This is a genomic window from Pedobacter sp. (genome assembly GCF_031119335.1).
Lineage (GTDB): Bacteria > Bacteroidota > Bacteroidia > Sphingobacteriales > Sphingobacteriaceae > Pedobacter.
The window spans coordinates 247878-267239 of the sequence record NZ_JAVHXT010000004.1 but is presented as its reverse complement, the minus strand read 5'-3'; the positions used below and the strand labels follow the sequence as shown (position 1 = coordinate 267239).

Here is a 19362-nt window from a genome sequence, read left to right as displayed (position 1 = left end):
TTATTTAAAGATTTAGCTCTTTTATTTTTCTATAAAGTGTACGCTCCGAAATACCTAATTCTTGTGCAGCAAATTTACGTTTGCCCTTATGTTTTTTCAACGCCTTTTTTATTAAATCAGATTCCTTATCTATTAATGATAACGATTCTTCCACTTCTTCCGCATCATGAGCAAAATTGTAATCGTTTGGGATATTTTGCGAAGGATGCTTGATGGTTAACGTTGGTTCTGCAGAATGATTGTCCAAATCTACATCTTGGTAAAGCTGGTTAATAAATTGCGGATTGTCGGCCATAACGTGTGCAGTGTTTCCACCATTTTGGATAATTTCCGCCACTAACTTTTTCAAGTCCATCATATCCTTTTTCATGTCAAACAACACTTTGTAAAGGATATCCCGCTCCGAAAAATCTTCTTTGCTAGAGGTGTTTATCGCCATTGGCAAATTACTGCTTTGCTCGTTAGGGATATAGGCTAGCAAAGCCTGAGCATTTACATTTCGGTCTTTCTCTAATACGCAAATCTGCTCTGCAATATTCTTCAATTGGCGCACATTGCCCGGCCAACTATAGTTAGATAGCATTTGTATAGCATCTGGTTCTAGCTGAACACTCGGACTGCGGTATTTATCACTAAAATCTGCAGCAAATTTCCTGAATAACAAGTAAACATCCTCCTTGCGCTCTCTCAAAGGTGGGATACGCAATGGAACAGTGTTTAAACGATAGTACAAATCTTCACGGAATTTGCCTTTTTTAACGCTGTCGTAAACATCAACATTGGTTGCGGCAATAATCCTTACATCTGTTTTTTGAACTTTCGAAGAACCTACACGCAAATATTCGCCACTTTCTAAAATACGCAGCAAACGAGCCTGTGTGCCCAAAGGGAGTTCGGCAACTTCATCCAAAAAAATCGTTCCGCCATTGGCTACTTCAAAATATCCTTTTCTAGCTTCGTGAGCACCAGTAAATGAACCTTTTTCGTGACCAAATAACTCAGAGTCGATGGTTCCTTCTGGAATAGCGCCACAGTTTACCGCAATGAAAGCACCGTGTTTACGAGCACTTAATTGATGGATAATATGCGAAAAAACTTCCTTGCCACTTCCACTTTCTCCGGTAATTAAAACCGACATATCTGTAGGGGAAACTTGGCTCGCTGTATCTATAGCTCGGTTTAATAAAGGCGAATTGCCAATAATCCCGAAACGTTGTTTTATACTTTGTGTATCCATTATTAGTATTGCGTATTGCGATTTAGCGTATTGCGACAAGAACATGTCTCAAATCTCAATACGCATATCTCATATCTAATTATTAACTGCTTTGCCAATTAACGTAGCCGATGTGCAACGTTCAATATAAACGTTTGCGTACTCACCAGGTTTTACCGAATCGGTAACTGGGAAAACAACCATTGCATTCTCATCGTTACGGCCTCTATATTCCTTATCAGATTTTTTAGAAAATCCTTCAATTAAAACTTTTACTGTTTTACCAACAAATTCTTCTAAACAAGCCAACGAATCTTCCTGTTGTTTTTTGAAGATTTCTGCCAAGCGACGAGCTTTTACATCTTCCGGAACATCATCTGCATATTTACGGGCAGCCAAAGTTCCTGGTCGCTCAGAGTAAGAGAAAGTATACGCAAAATTGTACTTCGCATAGTCCATAATGCTCAAAGTATCTTGGTGTTCTTCTTCAGTTTCTGTACAAAAACCAGCAATAATATCAGAAGAAATGGCGCAGCCCGGAATAATACGGCGTATCGCATCAATTCTGTTCATATACCACTCTCTGGTATAAGTTCTGTTCATTAAAGCTAAAATTCTGCTGTTACCAGATTGAACAGGCAAGTGTATGTAGTTACAAATATTATCGTATTTAGCGATGGTGTAAAGTACTTCATCGGTAATATCTTTAGGGTGCGAGGTAGAAAAACGAACCCTTAAATCTGGGTGAATTTCAGCAACCATAGCTAATAACTGAGCAAAATTTACAGAACCCTCTGAATGCTCCTTAATTAATGCAGAAGGTAAATCAGTTTTGTTGCTCAGGGCATCTAATAAAGCGTCACCTGTCAAGGTATTCATATCATCGGCAGCATCATCAGTAACCTTTTTTGGCGCTTTTTCCGAACTCCATAAGTACGAATCTACGTTTTGCCCAAGCAAGGTAACTTCTCGGTAGCCGTTTTCAAATAATTCTTTTGCTTCTTTGATGATAGAAAATGGATCTCTACTGCGTTCTCTTCCTCTTGTAAACGGAACCACACAGAATGAGCACATATTATCGCAACCACGCATAATGGTTACAAATGCCGTAATTCCGTTGCTGTTTAAACGCACCGGACTTACATCTGCATAAGTTTCTTCACGAGATAAAATAACGTTAACTGCTTTATGTCCATCCTCAACTTGGTTAATTAATTTCGGTAAATCACGATAAGCATCCGGGCCAACTACCACGTCTACCAACTTCTCTTCTTCCAAAAATTTGGCTTTCAAACGCTCGGCCATGCAGCCCAAAACACCCACTACCAATTTCGGGTTTCTACGTTTTTCTACCCCAAATTGCGACAGTCGGTTTCGCACACGTTGCTCTGCATTCTCTCTGATAGAACAAGTGTTAATGAAAATCACATCGGCATTTTGGTAGTCGCCAGTGGTCTCGAAGCCAGTTTCAGAAAGAATAGAAGCCACAATTTCGCTGTCCGCAAAATTCATTTGGCAACCATAACTTTCTATGTAAAGCTTTTTACCATCACCACTTTTTCCTTCTAACAGCAATGCTTCCCCTTGGCGGGTTTCGTCGTGTGTTTTATCCTGAAGCTTAAAATCAATCATCAAAAAATATAATTTACGGGCTTCAAAAGTACTAAAATTAAATGATAAATGACAGAATGGCAGGAATTTTACAATCTGTTTATGATTTAAAACAATAGCTATACGTTTTTTGTCTTTACGAGGATAAAAGAAACTTCATGAGTGAGAACACTTTCTACCGCAAGCGTAAATTTTGGTATTGGTTTGGTGGCATCTTAGGGTCACTTATCTTAATCTTAGGTATTGCAGCGCTAATTTTAAGCGCTAAATGGAAACAAACCTTAACCACTAAAATTAAAGAAGGCGTAAGTAACGCTTCTAATGGTTTGTACCAAATCAATTTTAAGGATATTCATCTAAATGTGCTTACGGGTACGGCGGTTTTAGATAGTATCAGTTTAATGCCTGATACGAATGTATTTCAGCAACTGAAGGAAAAAAAGCAGGCACCAACCCATTTGTTCAGGATTAAGTTAGCGCATCTTAAAATATCAAGAGTAGGCATTCTTACGGCTTATTTTAAAAAGAAAGTTGGTTTATCAGCCATCATTCTAGACCACCCATCTATCGATATGATTTATCATAAAGTGCCAAAGCGACCAGATACGGTTAAAGATGAACGTACTTTATATCAGCAAATTTCAAAGTCGCTAAAGTCTATTTCTATTGGCCAAATTAAAGTGATAGATGCCGATTTTGATTATTACAATGGCAAACGAAAACTCAATGCCATCAAGCATCTTTCAATAAATGTTAAAGATGTTTTAATTGATTCTGCAGCACAATTTGATACTACTCGTGTATTTCACAGCAAAAACATCGGTTTCGAATTGTTGGGTTATCAATCAGAAACCAAAGACAGATTGTATACTCTTAAATTAGATACCTTGAGAGGTTCTATAACTGGAAGAGATTTGGAAATACGAGGTTTTAAAATGGAACCGAAATACCCGAAGATTGAATTTAGTAGGAAGTATAGTGTTCAGAAAGACCGCTACGATTTAGACTTTAAGAAAATTAGCCTTTCTGGGATTGATTATGTTGGACTGAACAATAATGGTGAACTTTTTGTAAAAGCGATTAACCTTGGTCCGGCACAGGTAAATGTGTTTATGAATAGGGAGTTGCCGCCATCGAGATTAAACAAAGCTGGAAATTTCCCGCACATGGCGCTTAAGCGCCTGCCTATTCCTACTATTGTTGAACAGTTAAATATTGCAAAAGTGAACGTGGCTTATGGCGAATACAATCCAAAAACAAGTGAAATAGGTACAGTAAAACTGGATGGGTTGAATGGAAAAATTACCAATTTAACTAATGATAGTGCTAGATTGGCGAAGCAAAGCCATGCCTACGCAGATTTAAACACCTATGTAATGGGGGCTGCAAAAATGAACGTGAAAATTGATTTCCACTTGGCTTCAAATAATGGCGCATTTAGCTACAAAGGGAAAGTAGGCGGTTTTAATTTAAAGGCACTTAACGCTATTTCGAAGCCTTTGGGGCAAATAGAATTGGAAAGTGGGCAGGTAACTTCGGCGAGTTTTGATATTTCTGCTAACAGCGCTGGCTCAAAGGGTGTGGTATACTTCTACTACAAAGATTTAAAAATTAAAATGCTCGGCGAAGACAGCGAAGGAAAAGAGAAGAAGAAAGGTTTGCTGTCGTTTCTAGCGAATACCATTTTAATCAAAGATGATAATATCCCTGGTGAAAAAGGGAGGTTTGCTAATGTAACACATGAGCGAGAACCGCAGGCTTCTTTCTTTAATATTATGTGGAAGTCTGTTTTTAAGGGCATGAGAGAAATTGTGGGCATTGGCATTGTGCCGATGAAAAAAGGGGAGCAACCAAATAAGAAGAAATAGGTTTACTTCTTATTTACCCTTGATTTTCTTAACATCGATTTTAGTGCTAATTACTTTTGCATTGGTTTTTGTCACAATTTTTTTCCCAGTTTTCACTTCTATTTCTCTTCTTGTGTTTCCTGCAATGGTGCCACCATCATTTGCTATTTTTTTGCTCTCTAAAAAGCTTTTAGGTTTTTTCTCTTTGCTTATTTCGGTAGTAGTGGCTTCTGCAAGCATATTAAGCACCAATTCTAGGTTGGTCATATTATCTCGTAGATTTTCTTTTTTAAGCTCTTTATGTTTTTTGTATTCTTTAACGGAAAGGCCACTCCAAGCTTTGGTTATCTCATCAGTTAAAATTGCATATTCTTGCCCTCTTTTTATACCTCTATTTTCCCATTCATCGGTAAGTTCTTTACGTACCTCTATACTTTTTAAACGCTGATTAACCCATTCTTTACTGTAACCCTTTTTTAAGTAGGTTTCCATTATACGATCAATACCAATTTCTGGGTCTTCTATTTCGTCTAAACGTTCTCGACCAACTTTTGCAAGCCATAATTTGAAAGGCTCCGCCTTTTTGGAAGGGACAGATTGTAATAAGCGGAAAAGTTGTTCGGTATCAGCTACGTCGGTATTGTAGAGTTTGCCATCTGTGGAACGCATTTTCAGTTGACTACAGTTTGTAGCCAACTCGCTTCCTTCCGCTTTTAACCGTGTTTTAAGCACACTCCAATATTTCCTCGGATTGGGACTATCAGTTAAAATGCCAATTACATCAACAATAGAAAAGTACCATTTTTCTTGTTCTTCGTCCCAGTGGGTACGAACCTGCTTTTGTTCGAATAGTTTTATTGCGTTTTCTTTTGTCATAGCTGTAGTAAATGTATCGTAAATATAATAAAATGGTTTTGCTGATAAAAGCACTTAAATTCAACAAGTAATAGGGGGCTTTAAGATTTAATGCTATTTGGGCATTCGAAACTTACTCCTTCAAAATTCCCTTAAAATCTGTATCTTGGGTTAATAAACCTAGCGCCAAATCAACAATGCTGAAACCCTTATCCAAGCACAAAAGAAAATTTAAATGGATTTTGGGTGTATTATTGGTTTTGGTAATAATTGTAGGTTGCACAGCTTGGTACGTTTCTGGTAAAATAAAACCCATTGTACAGCAAGAGTTAGGAGCGGTAGTTAACAAGGCTACCAATGGTTTGTATCACATCAGTTTCAATAAAGTGAACGTAAATCCGTTATTTGGTAATGCGTCGCTAACCGAGGTAAATTTGATAGCGGATACCAATGTGTACCGGAAGTTGGTGCAAGAGAAAAAAGCACCAAACAATTTGTATCAAATCAAACTCAAAAAACTGAGCATTAAAAAATTCCATCTTATTAAAGCGTATTTTGATAGGCAGCTTGAAATAGATCTGCTACTATTTGATAATCCGTGTATTACGATGGTGAACAAATCGTTGAAATTTAACGAGGATAAATTGCCGCAACCAGAAAAGTCGCCTTACGATTACATCAAAAACATGTTTAGTGCGCTGCATGTGAAAACAATCGATTTTAAGAACGCTAGCTTTAAATATGTAGACAACAATAAAGCACAGGCTGATGTTGACACCATTTCGAACATTACCATTACTTTAAAAGATTGGTTGATAGATTCTGCGTCTGCAAAAGATAAAAGCAGGTTTTACTTGTTGAAGGATGCCTATGTGTATTTGAACAACTATACCTTCGCTACGCCAGATAGTATGTATTACATTAAGGCAAGCCAATTTGAATTTAGTGCATCGGAGAAGAAACTCAACATCAAAGAGTTTGCTTTAGAACCACGTTATTCAGAACAGGATTTCCCCAAGGTAAGCGGTTATGCTCGCGATCGCTATTCATTAAAGCTAAACAACATCGATTTTTATGGAATTAACTTATTTTCCTATATCAAAAAAAGAGAAATATTGGCGGAAGAAATGAATATCGCCGATGGCACTTTATCGGTTTTTAACGACAATTCTTATCCTAAGTTATTGAAAGATAAAACGGGCAGATTTCCACATCAGTTGCTGCAAAAAATCAATATTCCCATCACCATTAAAAAAATAGTCCTAAACAAATTGGATATCAGCTACGCTGAATTTGATGCAAAGAGTAAACAGCGGGGAAGGATTAATTTTAACAACACATCTGGTGTGATTAGCAATGTAACCAACGAACAGAAGTATAAAAAATTAAACCCAATAATTGAGGCGAATTTGGAAAGCTATTTGATGGGACAGGGAAAGTTAAATGTTGGTTTCAAGTTTAACGTAACAGCTCCTAAAGCAGATTTTTCTTACCAGGGAAGGCTGCTAAATATGGATGGCCGTCAGCTGAACTACATTACAAAACCTTTGGCGATGTTGCAGATTAAGAGCTGTTTGGTGCGCAGTTTCGCATTCGATATTAAAGCCAATAATGATGTAGCTACTGGGGAAATCGAATTTGTTTACAACGATTTATCGTTGGGTTTAATGAAGAAACATGAGGGTGGCGAACGTTTAAAACGACTGGGGATTTTATCGCTTTTAGCTAATGCAATGGTAATTTACTCCGACAATCCCTCTGATGATGGGAAGTTTACAGTGGCACCCATCAACTATCAGCGGCAACCTACAGCTTCGTTCTTCAGCTACATTTGGAAAACCTTATTTCAAGGCGTAAAGTACAGTGTTGGTTTTACGCCGAAAAAGGAAGCTGAAATTAAAAGTTATATAACTCGTTTTGAAAACATGAAGGATGAACGCGACAAACGAAAATTACGTCGTGAAATGAGGAGATTGGAACGTGCCAAAAATCGTTAAAAAACAAAGCCCCGAATTAAATTCGAGGCTTTATTGTTTTTTTTGCTTATTGCGATTAAGAAATCACCCAGTTCCAGCCAAAAGTATCTGGAGCTAAACCATATTTTATATCATTTAACTTTTTAGTAATGCTGTTAGAAATTGTTCTTGTAGCAACATCTGTTAAAGTGTAATCTTTACCTTGATAGTTGATTTGACCAATATGGGTTACTGCTGCAGCAGTGCCAGCAGCAAATGCTTCTGTTAACTTGCCGTTTTCAATACCTTCAATGATTTCTTTAACAGATAATCTTCTTTCTTCTACCTCAACACCATCAGCTTTTGCTAATTGGATGATGGTATCTCTAGTTACACCATCTAAAACTGTAGTTCTAACCGCTGGAGTTACTAATTTACCATCAATTACGAACATTAAGTTTGCTGTTCCAGCTTCTTCAATAAACTCATGCGTTTGCGCATCAGTCCAAATCAGTTGGTCGAAACCTTCTTTTCTAGCTACCTCAAATGGATATAGTGAACGAGCGTAGTTACCCGCTGTTTTAGCGTAACCAACACCTCCATCATCAGCTCTAGTAAATTCAGTTTCTACTTTAACTCTTAAAGCTTTGTTGTAATATTTGCCAGTAGGCGTAGTTAAAATCGCAAATGTATAGCTGTCTGATGGTCTAACACCCAAATAAGGGTCGGTAGCATACATTACCGGTCTGATATATAATGCGTAGTCTTCTTGGTTAGGTACCCACGTTTCGTCAACATTGATAAGAGTAGCCATACCTTGCATAAAGATTTCTTCAGGAATTTCGGCCATAGACATTCTTCTTGCCGATTTATTAAAACGCAGGAAGTTTTTGTCAGCTCTGAAGATGCTGATTTTACCGTCGGGTAGTCTGTAGGCTTTAATACCTTCAAAAATAGCTTGTCCGTAATGCAGCGCAGAAATTGCTGGGCTCATCGGGATTGGGCCATAAGGAACTACTCTAGGGTTTTTCCATACACCATCCTCATAGTCACACAAAAACATGTGGTCGGTAAACACTTTACCGAATGGTAACTCTGAAAAATCAGTAACAGTAAGGCGAGTTTGCTCAACCTTGGTTACTTTGATGTCTAATGTTTCGGTCATTTTATAGAATTTTGTAAAAACGTTTGCCCATTAAACGCAGACGTTCTTTTTTATTTGCTGCAAAAGTACTAAAAATCAAGTGTTTTTTAACTTTTTGCGAAGAATTAATGTTTGTTTTTGAGTGTTTGCAGCACACTAAGTACCCAGCCTTTTCCCCACTCATTCATCTGTTCTTCAGTCCATAAAAACGGGTAGAAAATTCTTTTTTGGAAACGCGGAGGCAGGTATTTCTGCCAATTCGTTCCGCCAGTTGCGGCAATGTCTACTGGGTCTTTTTCTAAATAACGCACAGCAGATTTGTAATGCGATAAAGGCCATTCTACATTTACGTACAAATCTAGTTTACGTAACTCTTCTGCTAGTAAAGTTACGTCTTCACCTTTAGCATCTAGTTGTTTATAAAGCGATGCAAAATTGCTGTGTTCTCTTTCTTTCGCTAAAGCCAAAAACTGTGCAGCGTATTTGTTGATGAATTGCTTTAAGGTTAGTGTTTGTTTGCCACTAGCTAATTCTGTAGCTCCAGCTTTCCAATAAATGTGCTCAAATTTTTCCTCGATGGATGCGTTGGCTAGTTCTTCACGCTTGCTCTTATCTATCAGTTGTGTAAAATCAGTTGCAGAAATTTCAATCATACGGTATTGCCCACTTTGAAAACCACTTGCTGGCAACAACGACATACGGAACTTTAAAAACTGCTCTTTCTCCATACCATTTACCATCACTTCAAATGAGGTAGTTAAAGCATTGAAATAAGCATTAATTCTTTTTACACGGTCTGTGAAGAATTTTGCAGTCAGATTTTCGTGTTCGGCAATTTGCCTGCATTCATGTAACGAAAGCTTAAAATATAGCTCCGTAATTTGGTGGTACATGATAAAGATTTCCTCATCTGGAAACGGCGTTTTCGGACTTTGCAAACTCAGCAAAGTATCCAAGTGAATGTAATCCCAATAAGTAAGGAAGTCTGCGTATAAAAGGCCATCTAGGTAAGAGACCATATCTTGTCCCATCGCTTCATACTTTTCTTGAAGCAGGGAGATTTTTTCTTTGATTTGTGGAGTTAGTTCCATGTTGTTTTGTCTTTATTCGATAGTATTTTCTTGGTTAATCCTCCCTCTTTAATTCTCCCTCCAGAGGGAGATACGGAGCGACTATAGCGAGTGCATGTCCCCCTCTTCGAGGGGGTAGGGGGAGGAATTAATTCTGCAAAGTTTTGCAGCATCCTTAAAATTAAGACAATAACTAGCTTGGCCTATCTATGATAAGCGTAAAATTGGAAATACGTATCCACGATGAAAACTTCAATTTGGCTTTTATTTAAACGTTATCATTAGCCTGCCGTCATCCTGAATTTATTTTACTTCGTAGCTTTCCGCTTCGCTACAGGTCAGGATCTGTTTAGTATGGCTGATGCTGAAATGAATTCAGCATGACGGCAATGTTCCATAAAATTAATACAAAACCCTAAACTTAATCGTATGCTCAATCTTTTTCAGCGATTTAAACAATTGCTTATCATATTCCGCATTAATATCCGTAATGGCATAACCAATGGTAGCATTCGTCATTAAAAACTGGCCAACAATATTGATGTTATGCTTGGCAAAAATGGTATTGATTTGCGCCATGATGCCTGGAACGTTTTTATGGATATGGATTAAACGATGCGATTTCTCGATAGCAGGTAATTGTAAATTAGGGAAATTACTGCTTAAATAAGTTGCTCCCTTGTTCATGAAATCTGCTACGCGTTTCGGAATAAACAACGAGTTACGAGGGTTTGATTTCGGGTCGTCGAAAACTACGATGCCCATTTCGTTGCAGGTTTGGAAAGAAAACTTATTCCTAGCACTACCCAAATAACCAATGGTTTTCAGTTTTACGGCTCTTCTTAATTTTTCTTCCTCAATTTTTTCGCCATTGGCTAAAAATAACATGCCCACATCTGCCACATATTTTTCTTCAAATTCAGTTTTATGTCGAATAGAAAATCCATCCTTTTTCAAAAAAGCAATTGTTTCTGCTGGTACATCGCCAATGACTAAGCACAAAATTCTATTTTTAGGATAAGATATCGCCCTTGGCAAATTATTTACATACAAAAACTCATCGAAACTTGGCGTAACGTGGTCGGCTTTGGTCACGATGCTTTCTCTGGCAATGTTTTCTGTAAAAGCGTAGAACTTTTTAATCAAGCCACTTTCACGTAGCTGGTAATCCGAATAACCATCGCCAATGCCATATAAATCGCCTTGTAATTGCAATTGATGCATCAGTTTTACTTTTCCACCTTCTTCGCTTAAGGGATTAGCATGGTCGTAATCTATAATTTTTCCATCACCTGTGGTTACAAAAGTGTTGGCGTAAATGTTTTCTTTTTTAATGTGATATTGACTAACCACTGGCGTGATAAACTCCTTAAATCCGCCAGAAACTATTAAAACTTCATCGGCATGTTTTTTAAAGAATTCCGCATTGCGTGAAAAAGATTTGGATACTTTTTTCTTTAGATGTTTGATGAGTATTTGCAGGTGCTCTTCTGTTGCATCCAATAATTTTACCCTTTGCGCTAAACTTTCCGAAAATGACAGCTTGCCCTCCATCGCTAAATTGGTATAGTCTTCAATTTTTTGATAGATAGCTTCACGCTCTGGATGTTTCGCTAGGGAAATTCTCGCTAATTCATCTAAGGCTTCTACTTGAGTAAACGTGCTATCAAAATCAATGATGTAAAAGTTTTGCTGTTTCATTTTCTGTTTTCGTTCAAATTTTTTCCCGCAGATTTCGCTGATTGTTTCCGCAGATTTCATTGTCTTCATTAATCTACGGTTTTATCTGTACCATCAGCGGGATAAACATTTTTATTTAAGTGCATGGCAAACTTCAGCTATGCTTTGGCTTAGGGGTTTAAATTTAAAGTTGAGGGTGTCTGTAATCTTTTGGTTGGTATAATAACTTAGGTTGAAACTACTGCGGGCGGCATCTTTGGTTAGTGCCGAAGGTTTTCCAGTAAATAGGGAGGCGAATTTTGCGGCTCTCCAAGCAATGCCGAGCATCCAGCGTTTGGCTTCTGTGGCAGGTGCTTTAATGCCGAAACCTTTTGCAATTTGGGCGAAGAAATCTTTGTAATGTAGGTTTTCGGCGCTTAATGTAAATCGTTCTTCGGTAATGCCGCTTTCCATTAGTAAAATCATGCATTTGGCTACATCTTCTACATCTACAATGCCTGTAGCACCGTCAGTGTAGAATTTCAGCCCTTCTTTTACCAGTTTGAAGATGGCTCCACTGCCATTAAAGCCTGCATTTTTTCCAATAATTACCGCTGGATTTACTATTACCGCATCTAATCCTTCGGCTATGCCACGCCACACTTCCATTTCTCCCTGATATTTAGAAATGGCATAATTGTGCGCCTTAGGGTCGTAATCCCAAAAATGTTTCTCAGAAATTAATTCATCCTTTTTGGGGAAACCCAATGCCGCAATGGAACTTACGTGCAGCAAGCGAGCATTGTTTTCTATGCAAAGGGTTACAATATTGGCTGTACCTTCTATGTTAATTTTTAAAAGCTTGGCTTTGTCTTTTGGGTCAAAAGAAACAAAAGCAGCACAATGGTAGACTTTGGTAATTCCTTCAAAGGCGTCGGCCAAGTCCTCAGGCTCGTTGATATCTGCAATATGCCAAGAAACTAAGGTATTGTTTTCTAGCAAAGCCGGAATTTTAGAGCTGCTTCGCCTAATGGCTCGAACCTCTATATTTTGGTCCGTAAGCTGCTTTACCAATTCTGCTCCTAAAAAACCTGTAGCCCCTGTAACGAGTATCATTCCATTTTTGATGATTTAAGCACAAAAAATAAAAATGCGCTTAATATATGCGCCCAAAAATAGATATTTGAGGTCAGAAATTTAAATAGCTTTATGACTTTATCAGATTTTTTTTCTCCGATAGATATAGAAAAATTCACTCCTAGGAATGGTTTTTTAACCAGCCAACTGGGGATGAAGGTAGAGTTTTATACTGATACATTTCCTGATTTGGAAGAAGAGAAGTATGATTTGGCTATTATTGGCGTAAAAGACGACAGGGGTGCGATAAACAATAATGGCTGTTCTTTAGCTCCAGATTATTTTAGAGAACAGTTTTATTTGCTGAACGAAGGTCAAGTGCCAACAAAAATCATCGATTTAGGAAATATCATTGCTGGTCAGGAAGTTTCTGATACTTATTTTGCTTTAAAAACTGTAGTTGCCGAATTGGTGAAGTTGGATATTGTACCCATCATTATTGGTGGAGGACAAGATTTAACCTATGCACAGTATATGGGCTACGAAAATTTGGAGCAAAAAGTTGATTTATTGGTAGTTGATAATCGTTTTGATTTAGAACAAGACGAAAACGAGAGCGTTGACGGCGTAGCTACGACTTCTCAAAGTTATTTAACCAAGATTTTCTTACATCAGCCTAATTACCTATTTAATTTTAGCAATATGGGTTATCAAACCTATTTTGTTAATCAGGATAGTTTGCGGGTAATGGATAAGCTCTATTTTGATGTGCACAGGTTAGGAGAGTTTGTTTCTGATTTATCAGTTTCTGAACCAGTAATCCGCAATGCGAATATGGTAAGTTTTGATATGGGCGCTATTCGTTCTAGCGATGCTTGTGGAAATACAAATATGGTACCTAACGGTTTTTACGGCGAAGATGCCTGCAGAATTTCACGCTACGCAGGTATGAGTGATAAGCTAACTTCTATTGGTTTCTACGAGTTTAATCCAGCTTTTGATAAAGGCGGACAGACCGCAATGCTGCTTTCGCAAATGGTGTGGTATTTCGTAGATGGTTATTACAGCCGTAAGAAAGATTTTCCATTAACACCGAAATCTCAATATATTATCTACAGAGCTAGCGTAAACGATGGTGCAACAGAAGTAAACTTCGTGAAGAGCAAAAAATCTGACCGTTGGTGGATGCAGGTGCCTTATCCTGCAAATGGATCTAAAAATGAGCGTTTTCACCTGGTGCCTTGTAGGTATGAAGACTACAATACTGCCGTAAAAGGCGAGATGCCAGATTTGTGGTGGCGCACCTATCAAAAACTAACTTAATATTTACAAAAGTAGTACGAGATATTCGTATATTTGAGTAACAACTTATATCACTAAAATAATTGAGGTTATTCAACATAATCTTTCCCTAAACAATTTAAAATGAAAAAAGTACTTCTTTCAGCCATGTTGCTATCTCCATTGGCATTAATGGCTCAAGCAGATTTTACCCTTAAAGGGTCTACAAAATCTGTGGCTAATGGCAATAAAATCTATTTGGTTTTCGCTGAAAATGGGCAGAGGATTGTAGATTCTACTACAGTAAATAACGGAATATTCGAATTCAAAGGAAAAGTTACTTCGCCAGTAATGGGAAACGTATTTAATAAGGTTAATCCGTATGTAAAGGGTGCGAACACTAAAAATATGGATTACACGGCTTTATATGTTGAGCCTGGAAATATCACTTTGAATAGTGCAGATAGCTTAAAATCTGCTGTAGCTGGTGGTACCCAAGCTAATATTGACAACTCAAAGTTGAGTGCTTCTTTAAAGCCTTTAACAGACCAAGAGAAAGCGCTTAATGAAGAATATGCAAAATATACGAAAGAGCAGAAAGCGGATAAAGCTGTTATGGATGTTTTGATTGGTAAATTCAATGTGATCAGAGATCAAAAAACGCCACTTTATTTAAAATTCGTAAAAGAAAATCCTAAATCTTATATCAGCTTAATACAGTTAAATTCTTTAGCTGGAAATGATAAAGTAGTTGCTGATGTAGAAAAGCTATATGCGACACTTTCACCAGAATTAAAGGCATCGAAAATTGGGCAAGCAATTCCTGCTGCTATTGAAGCAACTAAAAAGACTGCTGTGGGTGTTATGGCAATGGACTTTACTCAGAATGATCCTGATGGCAAGCCAGTAAAGTTATCTGATTTCAAAGGTAAATATGTGTTAATTGATTTTTGGGCTTCATGGTGTGGTCCTTGTCGTGATGAAAATCCAAATGTAGTTGATGCTTTCCAAAAATTTAAGGATAAAAACTTTACTGTTTTAGGTGTTTCTTTAGATGGAGGTAACACAAAAACCACTAAAGAGGCATGGTTAAAAGCAGTTGAAGATGATAAACTAACTTGGACGCAGGTTTCGGATATGCAGGGTTGGAACAACGAAGTTTCTAAAGCTTGGGGCATTAAAGGTATTCCTGCTAACTTTCTAATTGATCCTAATGGTAAGATTGTAGCAAAAGATTTAAGAGGTAATGCATTGCATACCAAGTTGGCTGAAATCTTGGATAAGAAAGCAAAATAAAATACTGCTTGGTGTCATAAAAAAAATCCCCGATCTGGCCATGCTAGATCGGGGATTTTTTTATGTTTTGTCTTTAAGTTAAATCACAATCCCTAAAACAATAAATACAACGCCAACAAAAGAAATCAGAAACGCTGGTTTCCCGAATAGCAATCCTAAAACTAAGCCCGCTACAATAAGGAATGCGCCAATCCAGATGTAGCTAAATGAGTTTACTTTAGAGCTGTGTGTAATTTTAGCTACTTCTTTATTGTCGCTCTCTGCTTTAATTGTGGTGATGGTTTCGTCGCCAACTTGGGTTACGGTTTTTGTGACGTTAACATCAGGTAATTTAGTTTCTTCTTTTGCCTTCTCTATTTCCTTCTTGTCTTCAATAGGTTGCTGAGCTGGTTTTTGCGTTTCTTTAACTCCGACTGGCTTGTTTTGAGCAATCTTTGTTTCTTCTACAGGCTTATTTTTTTGAACTGGAATATTTTTCGTTGCCTCAACCTTCGGTTTTGTTCGTAAAGTGGTCTTAGGTGTTTCTGCAACTATTTTTTCTGTGGGTTTGATGCGCTGCTTTACGATAGTGCTTTTTTCGGAAATTTCAGTAGCTTTTGTTTTCTGCTTTGCCGCTGGTTTGCTTACTACTTTCGGCAAGTTATCGGCTGGTACCTGAATAATCTCCTTTTGCGGGGCAATTTCTTTAGCTGTAACTACAACTGTAACTCTTTTAGGTTCCTCTTGCTGCGAATAGCCTGATAAAGAAAGCAGCAGCAAGCCCGTGAAAAGAATCACGCCATAAAAGAAACTATTTCGGTTATCAGTCAAGCTACAGTTTATTGGTTCTGTTATTAACAAAAAAATATGCCAATTAACCACTATAGGTTTTATGATGTTAAAAATCCCGACCAGAACTATTGTAATAGTGCTAGTCGGGATGTGGATAATCGCACCTTGTAATTACAAGTTTACGAATAAATGTTGATAAGTGAGAAATTTTTACCTCGATTTGAGATTAAATGAGGTCGAAGCCAATGTCTTCGCGGAAATATTTACCATCGAAATAAATTCTTGCCGCATCTGCAGTGGCACATTGTAGGGCTTCAAACTGCGTATCTTTTACACTGCTAATGGCTAATACTCTGCCGCCGTTAGTTTTCACAATTCCACCTTCTAGGGCAGTACCCGCATGAAAAGCGTAAGAATCTCTAATATTTTCTAAACCTGAAATAGCTTTTCCTTTTTCGTATTCGCCAGGATATCCGCCAGCAACAATAACTACTGTAGCCGCATTTTTAGGACTGATCTTGATTTCGTAATTGCCTAGTTGTTTATTTGCAGTGGCTAAGAAAAGTTCAACCAAATCATTTTCAATTCTCAATAGAACGCTTTCAGTTTCTGGATCGCCCATACGAGCATTGTATTCGATCACATAAGGCTCTTCGCCCACTTTGATCAATCCGAAGAAAATAAAACCTGTATAATCTATGCCCTCGCTAGCCAAACCATTTACGGTTGGTTTAATGATGCGTTCTTCAATTTTATTTAGAAATTCTGCATTAGCAAAAGGAACTGGAGATACAGAACCCATGCCGCCAGTATTTAATCCAGTGTCACCTTGGCCAATACGTTTGTAATCTTTTGCTTCTGGTAAAATCACGTAATCTTTGCCATCACTTAATACGAAAACAGAAAGTTCAATGCCCGTTAAAAACTCTTCAACAATTACCGTAGAACCTGCGTTTCCGAATTTTCCACCTAACATTAATTGCAGCTCGTCTTGTGCTTCTTTATTGTTATCAATAATCAGTACCCCTTTTCCCGCCGCTAGTCCGTCTGCTTTTAAAACAATTGGAGTTGCATGATTAGCTAGATACGCTAGTCCTTCCTGTAAGGTCTCGTTGGTGAAAGATTTTGATTTTGCCGTAGGGATGTTATGGCGCTCCATAAACTGCTTAGAGAAATCCTTGCTGCCTTCTAAAATTGCACCTTCTTTTTTAGGTCCAATTACAGGAATATGTGCCACCGCTTCGTCGTTAGCAAAAAAATCATGAATACCTAAAACCAAAGGCTCTTCGGGGCCAACAACCAATAAATCTACCTGTTCTTTTAAAGCAAGCGCTTTTACCGCTTCAAAATCGTTTGGATTGATGTTTACATTCTTGCCGTAGTTTGCTGTGCCAGCATTTCCAGGCGCAATAAAAAGGTTAGTGCATTTTTCAGATTGGCTTAGTTTCCAGGCAAAAGCACACTCTCTTCCGCCAGAACCGATAAGTAAGATATTCATACAGCAAAGATATTGCTTTCTGCTTACCTAAGTGATAAAATCTAAAATAAGATGTAGCTTGTTTTGGGTAAAAGTTCTATAGTAAGCAGCAGTCCGTTATCACTTAGTGCTTCAATTTCAATTTTTTCTGTGGCAGACAAAGCAATGCCGTCGCGGTCGTTCAGCATCCGTCCATCAATTTCGAAGCTGCCCGCTAAAACAAAGCAATACAATGTTGAAATAGAATTAACTACGTATTTGGTGTTTCCACTATTTTTATATCGGCCAATGCCAATTTTAAAAGTTAAAGATGCTGATGTGATAGTTTGTAAATGATTGACTTGAGATAAATCAATGTTTGAAACCGTTAATGAACGCTGAGGTATTTCGTCACTACTTAAAGCTATCATCAAATAGTTGATGGTTTCTTTCTGGTATCGATTTTTTAATTGAATGTATGCGTTTTTGTCTAGGTACACTAACAAACTTTTTCCAACTTCAACCAGTGTTTCGTTTTTCTGTTCGTCTATATAGCTGATGTTGCCGCTTATTGGTACAATGAAGATATAGCCTTGCTGACGGGTGTAGAAGTTAAAGTCTGAATTTGGGTTTAGTGTATCATCGTGAATTGCATATAGATTGCCTACAGCTTCCTTCGCCGGATTTTGGAAGCCTTCGAAATTAAAGGTGCTGTATCGTTTAATTCTGTCGCTTTCGATAATGCTTCTCTGGTTTGAGAGGAATATTTTACCCTGAGAAATGGTATTCATTTTTGTTTTTATTTTTTATTTGAGAGTTAGTTAATGAAGTTTTTGTTCTGGTTATTGTCTTCGTTTTTGATGATGGATAGTGTGCTTGCCAAAAATGCAAATAGGAAAACCACGTTTAGAGTTAGGATGATGCCTTTAAAAGTTAAATCTTTAGATGCGTTCAAATTGTTTTCGGTATGAGCGCTAACGTCAATGGCATTGCTTGCAAAAATAATTGAAACGACAAGTAGAATTCCGCATAGCGATGTTAATCTTCTTTTAGCAGCTAGCGAGGAGATGAATTGACTGCTTGATAAATTCTTTCTTTCCATAATAACAAGGTTGGTAAAACACTTGTCAAATATGGGCCGAATAATTAGCCGTAGAAAGGATGTATCGGTTAATGGTTACTTTGTACCGATAGGAGTATTCGTAATAGTTGTATTCGATTTAAGCGTTTTTCCATTCATCTACGAAAGAAGCATAAGAATCGCTAATTGGCAGCATGGTTCCATTGCTCAACTGCGCTTTTCTGTTGGCAACAGATTGTACTTCTTTAACGGCAACTACATAACTGCGGTGTATCCTTTTAAATTTACCTGCCGGAAGTTTGTCTATCACCTTTTTTAAGGTTGTTAAGGTTAAAATCATTTTGCCATTGTTGAGGTGAATTTTTACATAATCTTCCATGCTCTCTAAATAAACAATTTCTCTAACCTCTATTTTGATCAGTTTATATTCTGAATAAACAAAAAGGTGTTCATTAGGCGCATCAGTATCCTTTTGGTTTTTGTAACCTTGAAAATCTAATGCTTTTTGTACTGCTTTCTTAAACCTTGGCAAGTCTATAGGTTTCAGTAAATAGTCAATTGCGTTAAGCTCGAAGCCTTCAAAAGCAAAACCTTTGTGGGCTGTAGTGAAAATAACCATCGGTTTTACGGCAAGCGAATGATATAGTTCTATTCCAGACACCTCGGGCATATCTACATCTAAAAAAAGTAAATCTACAGTGTTTCGGCTCAAGTACTCCACTGCGGCAATGGCATCTTCAAATACGCAAAGCAAAGTGAGGTTTTCGATAGCTTCGATATGGTTTTTAGTTAAACCCAAAGCTAAAGGATCATCATCTATTGCTACACATCTTAATTTTTCCATTACGCCAAATAAAATAGTTACTAGTCTTAAAATTGATGTTTTCCGTTATGCGGAACTACGAAGGTTGCTTGCCAAATTACTACTTTAAGATGTTTTTTGCTATTCTTAATACATTTTATATCAAATACACCAAACAAGTGGCTCTTGTTTTTGTTCGATAAACTTTTAGAGTCCATTTACTTAGTCGTTATTAAAAGAG

At 37.5% G+C, this 19362-nt stretch carries 16 protein-coding genes; 4 read left to right on the top strand and 12 right to left on the bottom strand.

Translation table 11 applies throughout. The annotated features are described in order from the left end of the window. Positions 1-4: 4 nt before the first annotated feature. Both REI64_RS06665 and REI64_RS06660 read right to left on the bottom strand, forming a co-directional pair. Entirely contained in the window at positions 5-1237 is a 1233-nt protein-coding gene (locus REI64_RS06665; protein ID WP_308849329.1) for a sigma 54-interacting transcriptional regulator, read from the bottom strand. 75 nt (positions 1238-1312) lie between these two features. Continuing rightward, a complete protein-coding gene (locus REI64_RS06660; protein ID WP_308849328.1) occupies positions 1313-2848 on the bottom strand; it encodes a MiaB/RimO family radical SAM methylthiotransferase in 1536 nt (511 codons plus the stop codon). 137 nt (positions 2849-2985) lie between these two features. Here REI64_RS06660 and REI64_RS06655 point away from each other — a divergent pair, with 137 nt between their 5' ends. After that, positions 2986-4695: a hypothetical protein gene (locus REI64_RS06655; RefSeq protein WP_308849327.1), complete on the top strand. Its 1710-nt coding sequence runs from the start codon at positions 2986-2988 to the stop codon at positions 4693-4695. Between the two features lie 9 nt (positions 4696-4704). Here the strand turns inward: REI64_RS06655 and REI64_RS06650 are convergent, their stop codons facing one another. After that, the gene (locus tag REI64_RS06650; RefSeq protein WP_308849326.1) at positions 4705-5550 is read right to left on the bottom strand and encodes a Bro-N domain-containing protein; all 846 of its coding nucleotides are present in this window, start codon (positions 5548-5550) and stop codon (positions 4705-4707) included. Between the two features lie 176 nt (positions 5551-5726). On the opposite strand from REI64_RS06650, the gene REI64_RS06645 reads away from it, so the two are divergent. Then, positions 5727-7526 (top strand): hypothetical protein, encoded by a 1800-nt coding sequence (locus tag REI64_RS06645; RefSeq protein WP_308849325.1) that lies wholly within the window; start codon positions 5727-5729, stop codon positions 7524-7526. Positions 7527-7581: 55 nt separating this feature from the next. Here REI64_RS06645 and REI64_RS06640 read toward each other — a convergent pair whose 3' ends face one another. From REI64_RS06640 to REI64_RS06625, 4 genes are all read right to left on the bottom strand, one after another. Further along, positions 7582-8649 (bottom strand): branched-chain amino acid aminotransferase, encoded by a 1068-nt coding sequence (locus REI64_RS06640; protein WP_308849324.1) that lies wholly within the window; start codon positions 8647-8649, stop codon positions 7582-7584. Positions 8650-8753: 104 nt separating this feature from the next. After that, positions 8754-9719, bottom strand: a complete 966-nt coding sequence (locus REI64_RS06635; protein WP_308849323.1) for a tryptophan 2,3-dioxygenase family protein — start codon at positions 9717-9719, stop codon at positions 8754-8756. Positions 9720-10100: 381 nt separating this feature from the next. Further along, a complete protein-coding gene (locus tag REI64_RS06630; RefSeq protein WP_308849383.1) occupies positions 10101-11399 on the bottom strand; it encodes an HAD-IB family phosphatase in 1299 nt (432 codons plus the stop codon). Between the two features lie 111 nt (positions 11400-11510). Then, entirely contained in the window at positions 11511-12473 is a 963-nt protein-coding gene (locus REI64_RS06625; protein WP_308849322.1) for an NAD-dependent epimerase/dehydratase family protein, read from the bottom strand. Between the two features lie 93 nt (positions 12474-12566). Here REI64_RS06625 and REI64_RS06620 point away from each other — a divergent pair, with 93 nt between their 5' ends. Next, positions 12567-13757 (top strand): formimidoylglutamase, encoded by a 1191-nt coding sequence (locus REI64_RS06620; RefSeq protein ID WP_308849321.1) that lies wholly within the window; start codon positions 12567-12569, stop codon positions 13755-13757. A gap of 102 nt (positions 13758-13859) precedes the next feature. Continuing rightward, positions 13860-15011, top strand: a complete 1152-nt coding sequence (locus REI64_RS06615) for a TlpA disulfide reductase family protein (RefSeq protein ID WP_308849320.1) — start codon at positions 13860-13862, stop codon at positions 15009-15011. 78 nt (positions 15012-15089) lie between these two features. On the opposite strand, the gene REI64_RS06610 is transcribed toward REI64_RS06615, so the two are convergent. From REI64_RS06610 to REI64_RS06590, 5 genes are all read right to left on the bottom strand, one after another. Next, the gene (locus tag REI64_RS06610; RefSeq protein ID WP_308849319.1) at positions 15090-15821 is read right to left on the bottom strand and encodes a hypothetical protein; all 732 of its coding nucleotides are present in this window, start codon (positions 15819-15821) and stop codon (positions 15090-15092) included. A 187-nt stretch (positions 15822-16008) separates the two neighbouring features. Beyond that, on the bottom strand, positions 16009-17280 hold the full coding sequence (purD, locus tag REI64_RS06605; RefSeq protein ID WP_308849318.1) for a phosphoribosylamine--glycine ligase: 1272 nt from the start codon (positions 17278-17280) through the stop codon (positions 16009-16011). 41 nt (positions 17281-17321) lie between these two features. Next, a complete protein-coding gene (locus REI64_RS06600) occupies positions 17322-18029 on the bottom strand; it encodes a hypothetical protein (protein WP_308849317.1) in 708 nt (235 codons plus the stop codon). A gap of 26 nt (positions 18030-18055) precedes the next feature. Further along, positions 18056-18340 (bottom strand): hypothetical protein, encoded by a 285-nt coding sequence (locus REI64_RS06595; protein WP_308849316.1) that lies wholly within the window; start codon positions 18338-18340, stop codon positions 18056-18058. Between the two features lie 118 nt (positions 18341-18458). Then, a complete protein-coding gene (locus tag REI64_RS06590) occupies positions 18459-19163 on the bottom strand; it encodes a LytTR family DNA-binding domain-containing protein (protein WP_308849315.1) in 705 nt (234 codons plus the stop codon). Between the last annotated feature and the right edge of the window lie 199 nt (positions 19164-19362).

Coding starts and splice junctions, on each gene's coding strand:
- REI64_RS06665 (WP_308849329.1), bottom strand. CDS start 1,237: ATGGATACACAAAGTATAAAACAACGTTTCGGGATTATTGGCAATTCG.
- REI64_RS06660 (WP_308849328.1), bottom strand. CDS start 2,848: ATGATTGATTTTAAGCTTCAGGATAAAACACACGACGAAACCCGCCAA.
- REI64_RS06655 (WP_308849327.1), top strand. CDS start 2,986: ATGAGTGAGAACACTTTCTACCGCAAGCGTAAATTTTGGTATTGGTTT.
- REI64_RS06650 (WP_308849326.1), bottom strand. CDS start 5,550: ATGACAAAAGAAAACGCAATAAAACTATTCGAACAAAAGCAGGTTCGT.
- REI64_RS06645 (WP_308849325.1), top strand. CDS start 5,727: ATGCTGAAACCCTTATCCAAGCACAAAAGAAAATTTAAATGGATTTTG.
- REI64_RS06640 (WP_308849324.1), bottom strand. CDS start 8,649: ATGACCGAAACATTAGACATCAAAGTAACCAAGGTTGAGCAAACTCGC.
- REI64_RS06635 (WP_308849323.1), bottom strand. CDS start 9,719: ATGGAACTAACTCCACAAATCAAAGAAAAAATCTCCCTGCTTCAAGAA.
- REI64_RS06630 (WP_308849383.1), bottom strand. CDS start 11,399: ATGAAACAGCAAAACTTTTACATCATTGATTTTGATAGCACGTTTACT.
- REI64_RS06625 (WP_308849322.1), bottom strand. CDS start 12,473: ATGATACTCGTTACAGGGGCTACAGGTTTTTTAGGAGCAGAATTGGTA.
- REI64_RS06620 (WP_308849321.1), top strand. CDS start 12,567: ATGACTTTATCAGATTTTTTTTCTCCGATAGATATAGAAAAATTCACT.
- REI64_RS06615 (WP_308849320.1), top strand. CDS start 13,860: ATGAAAAAAGTACTTCTTTCAGCCATGTTGCTATCTCCATTGGCATTA.
- purD (WP_308849318.1), bottom strand. CDS start 17,280: ATGAATATCTTACTTATCGGTTCTGGCGGAAGAGAGTGTGCTTTTGCC.
- REI64_RS06600 (WP_308849317.1), bottom strand. CDS start 18,029: ATGAATACCATTTCTCAGGGTAAAATATTCCTCTCAAACCAGAGAAGC.
- REI64_RS06595 (WP_308849316.1), bottom strand. CDS start 18,340: ATGGAAAGAAAGAATTTATCAAGCAGTCAATTCATCTCCTCGCTAGCT.
- REI64_RS06590 (WP_308849315.1), bottom strand. CDS start 19,163: ATGGAAAAATTAAGATGTGTAGCAATAGATGATGATCCTTTAGCTTTG.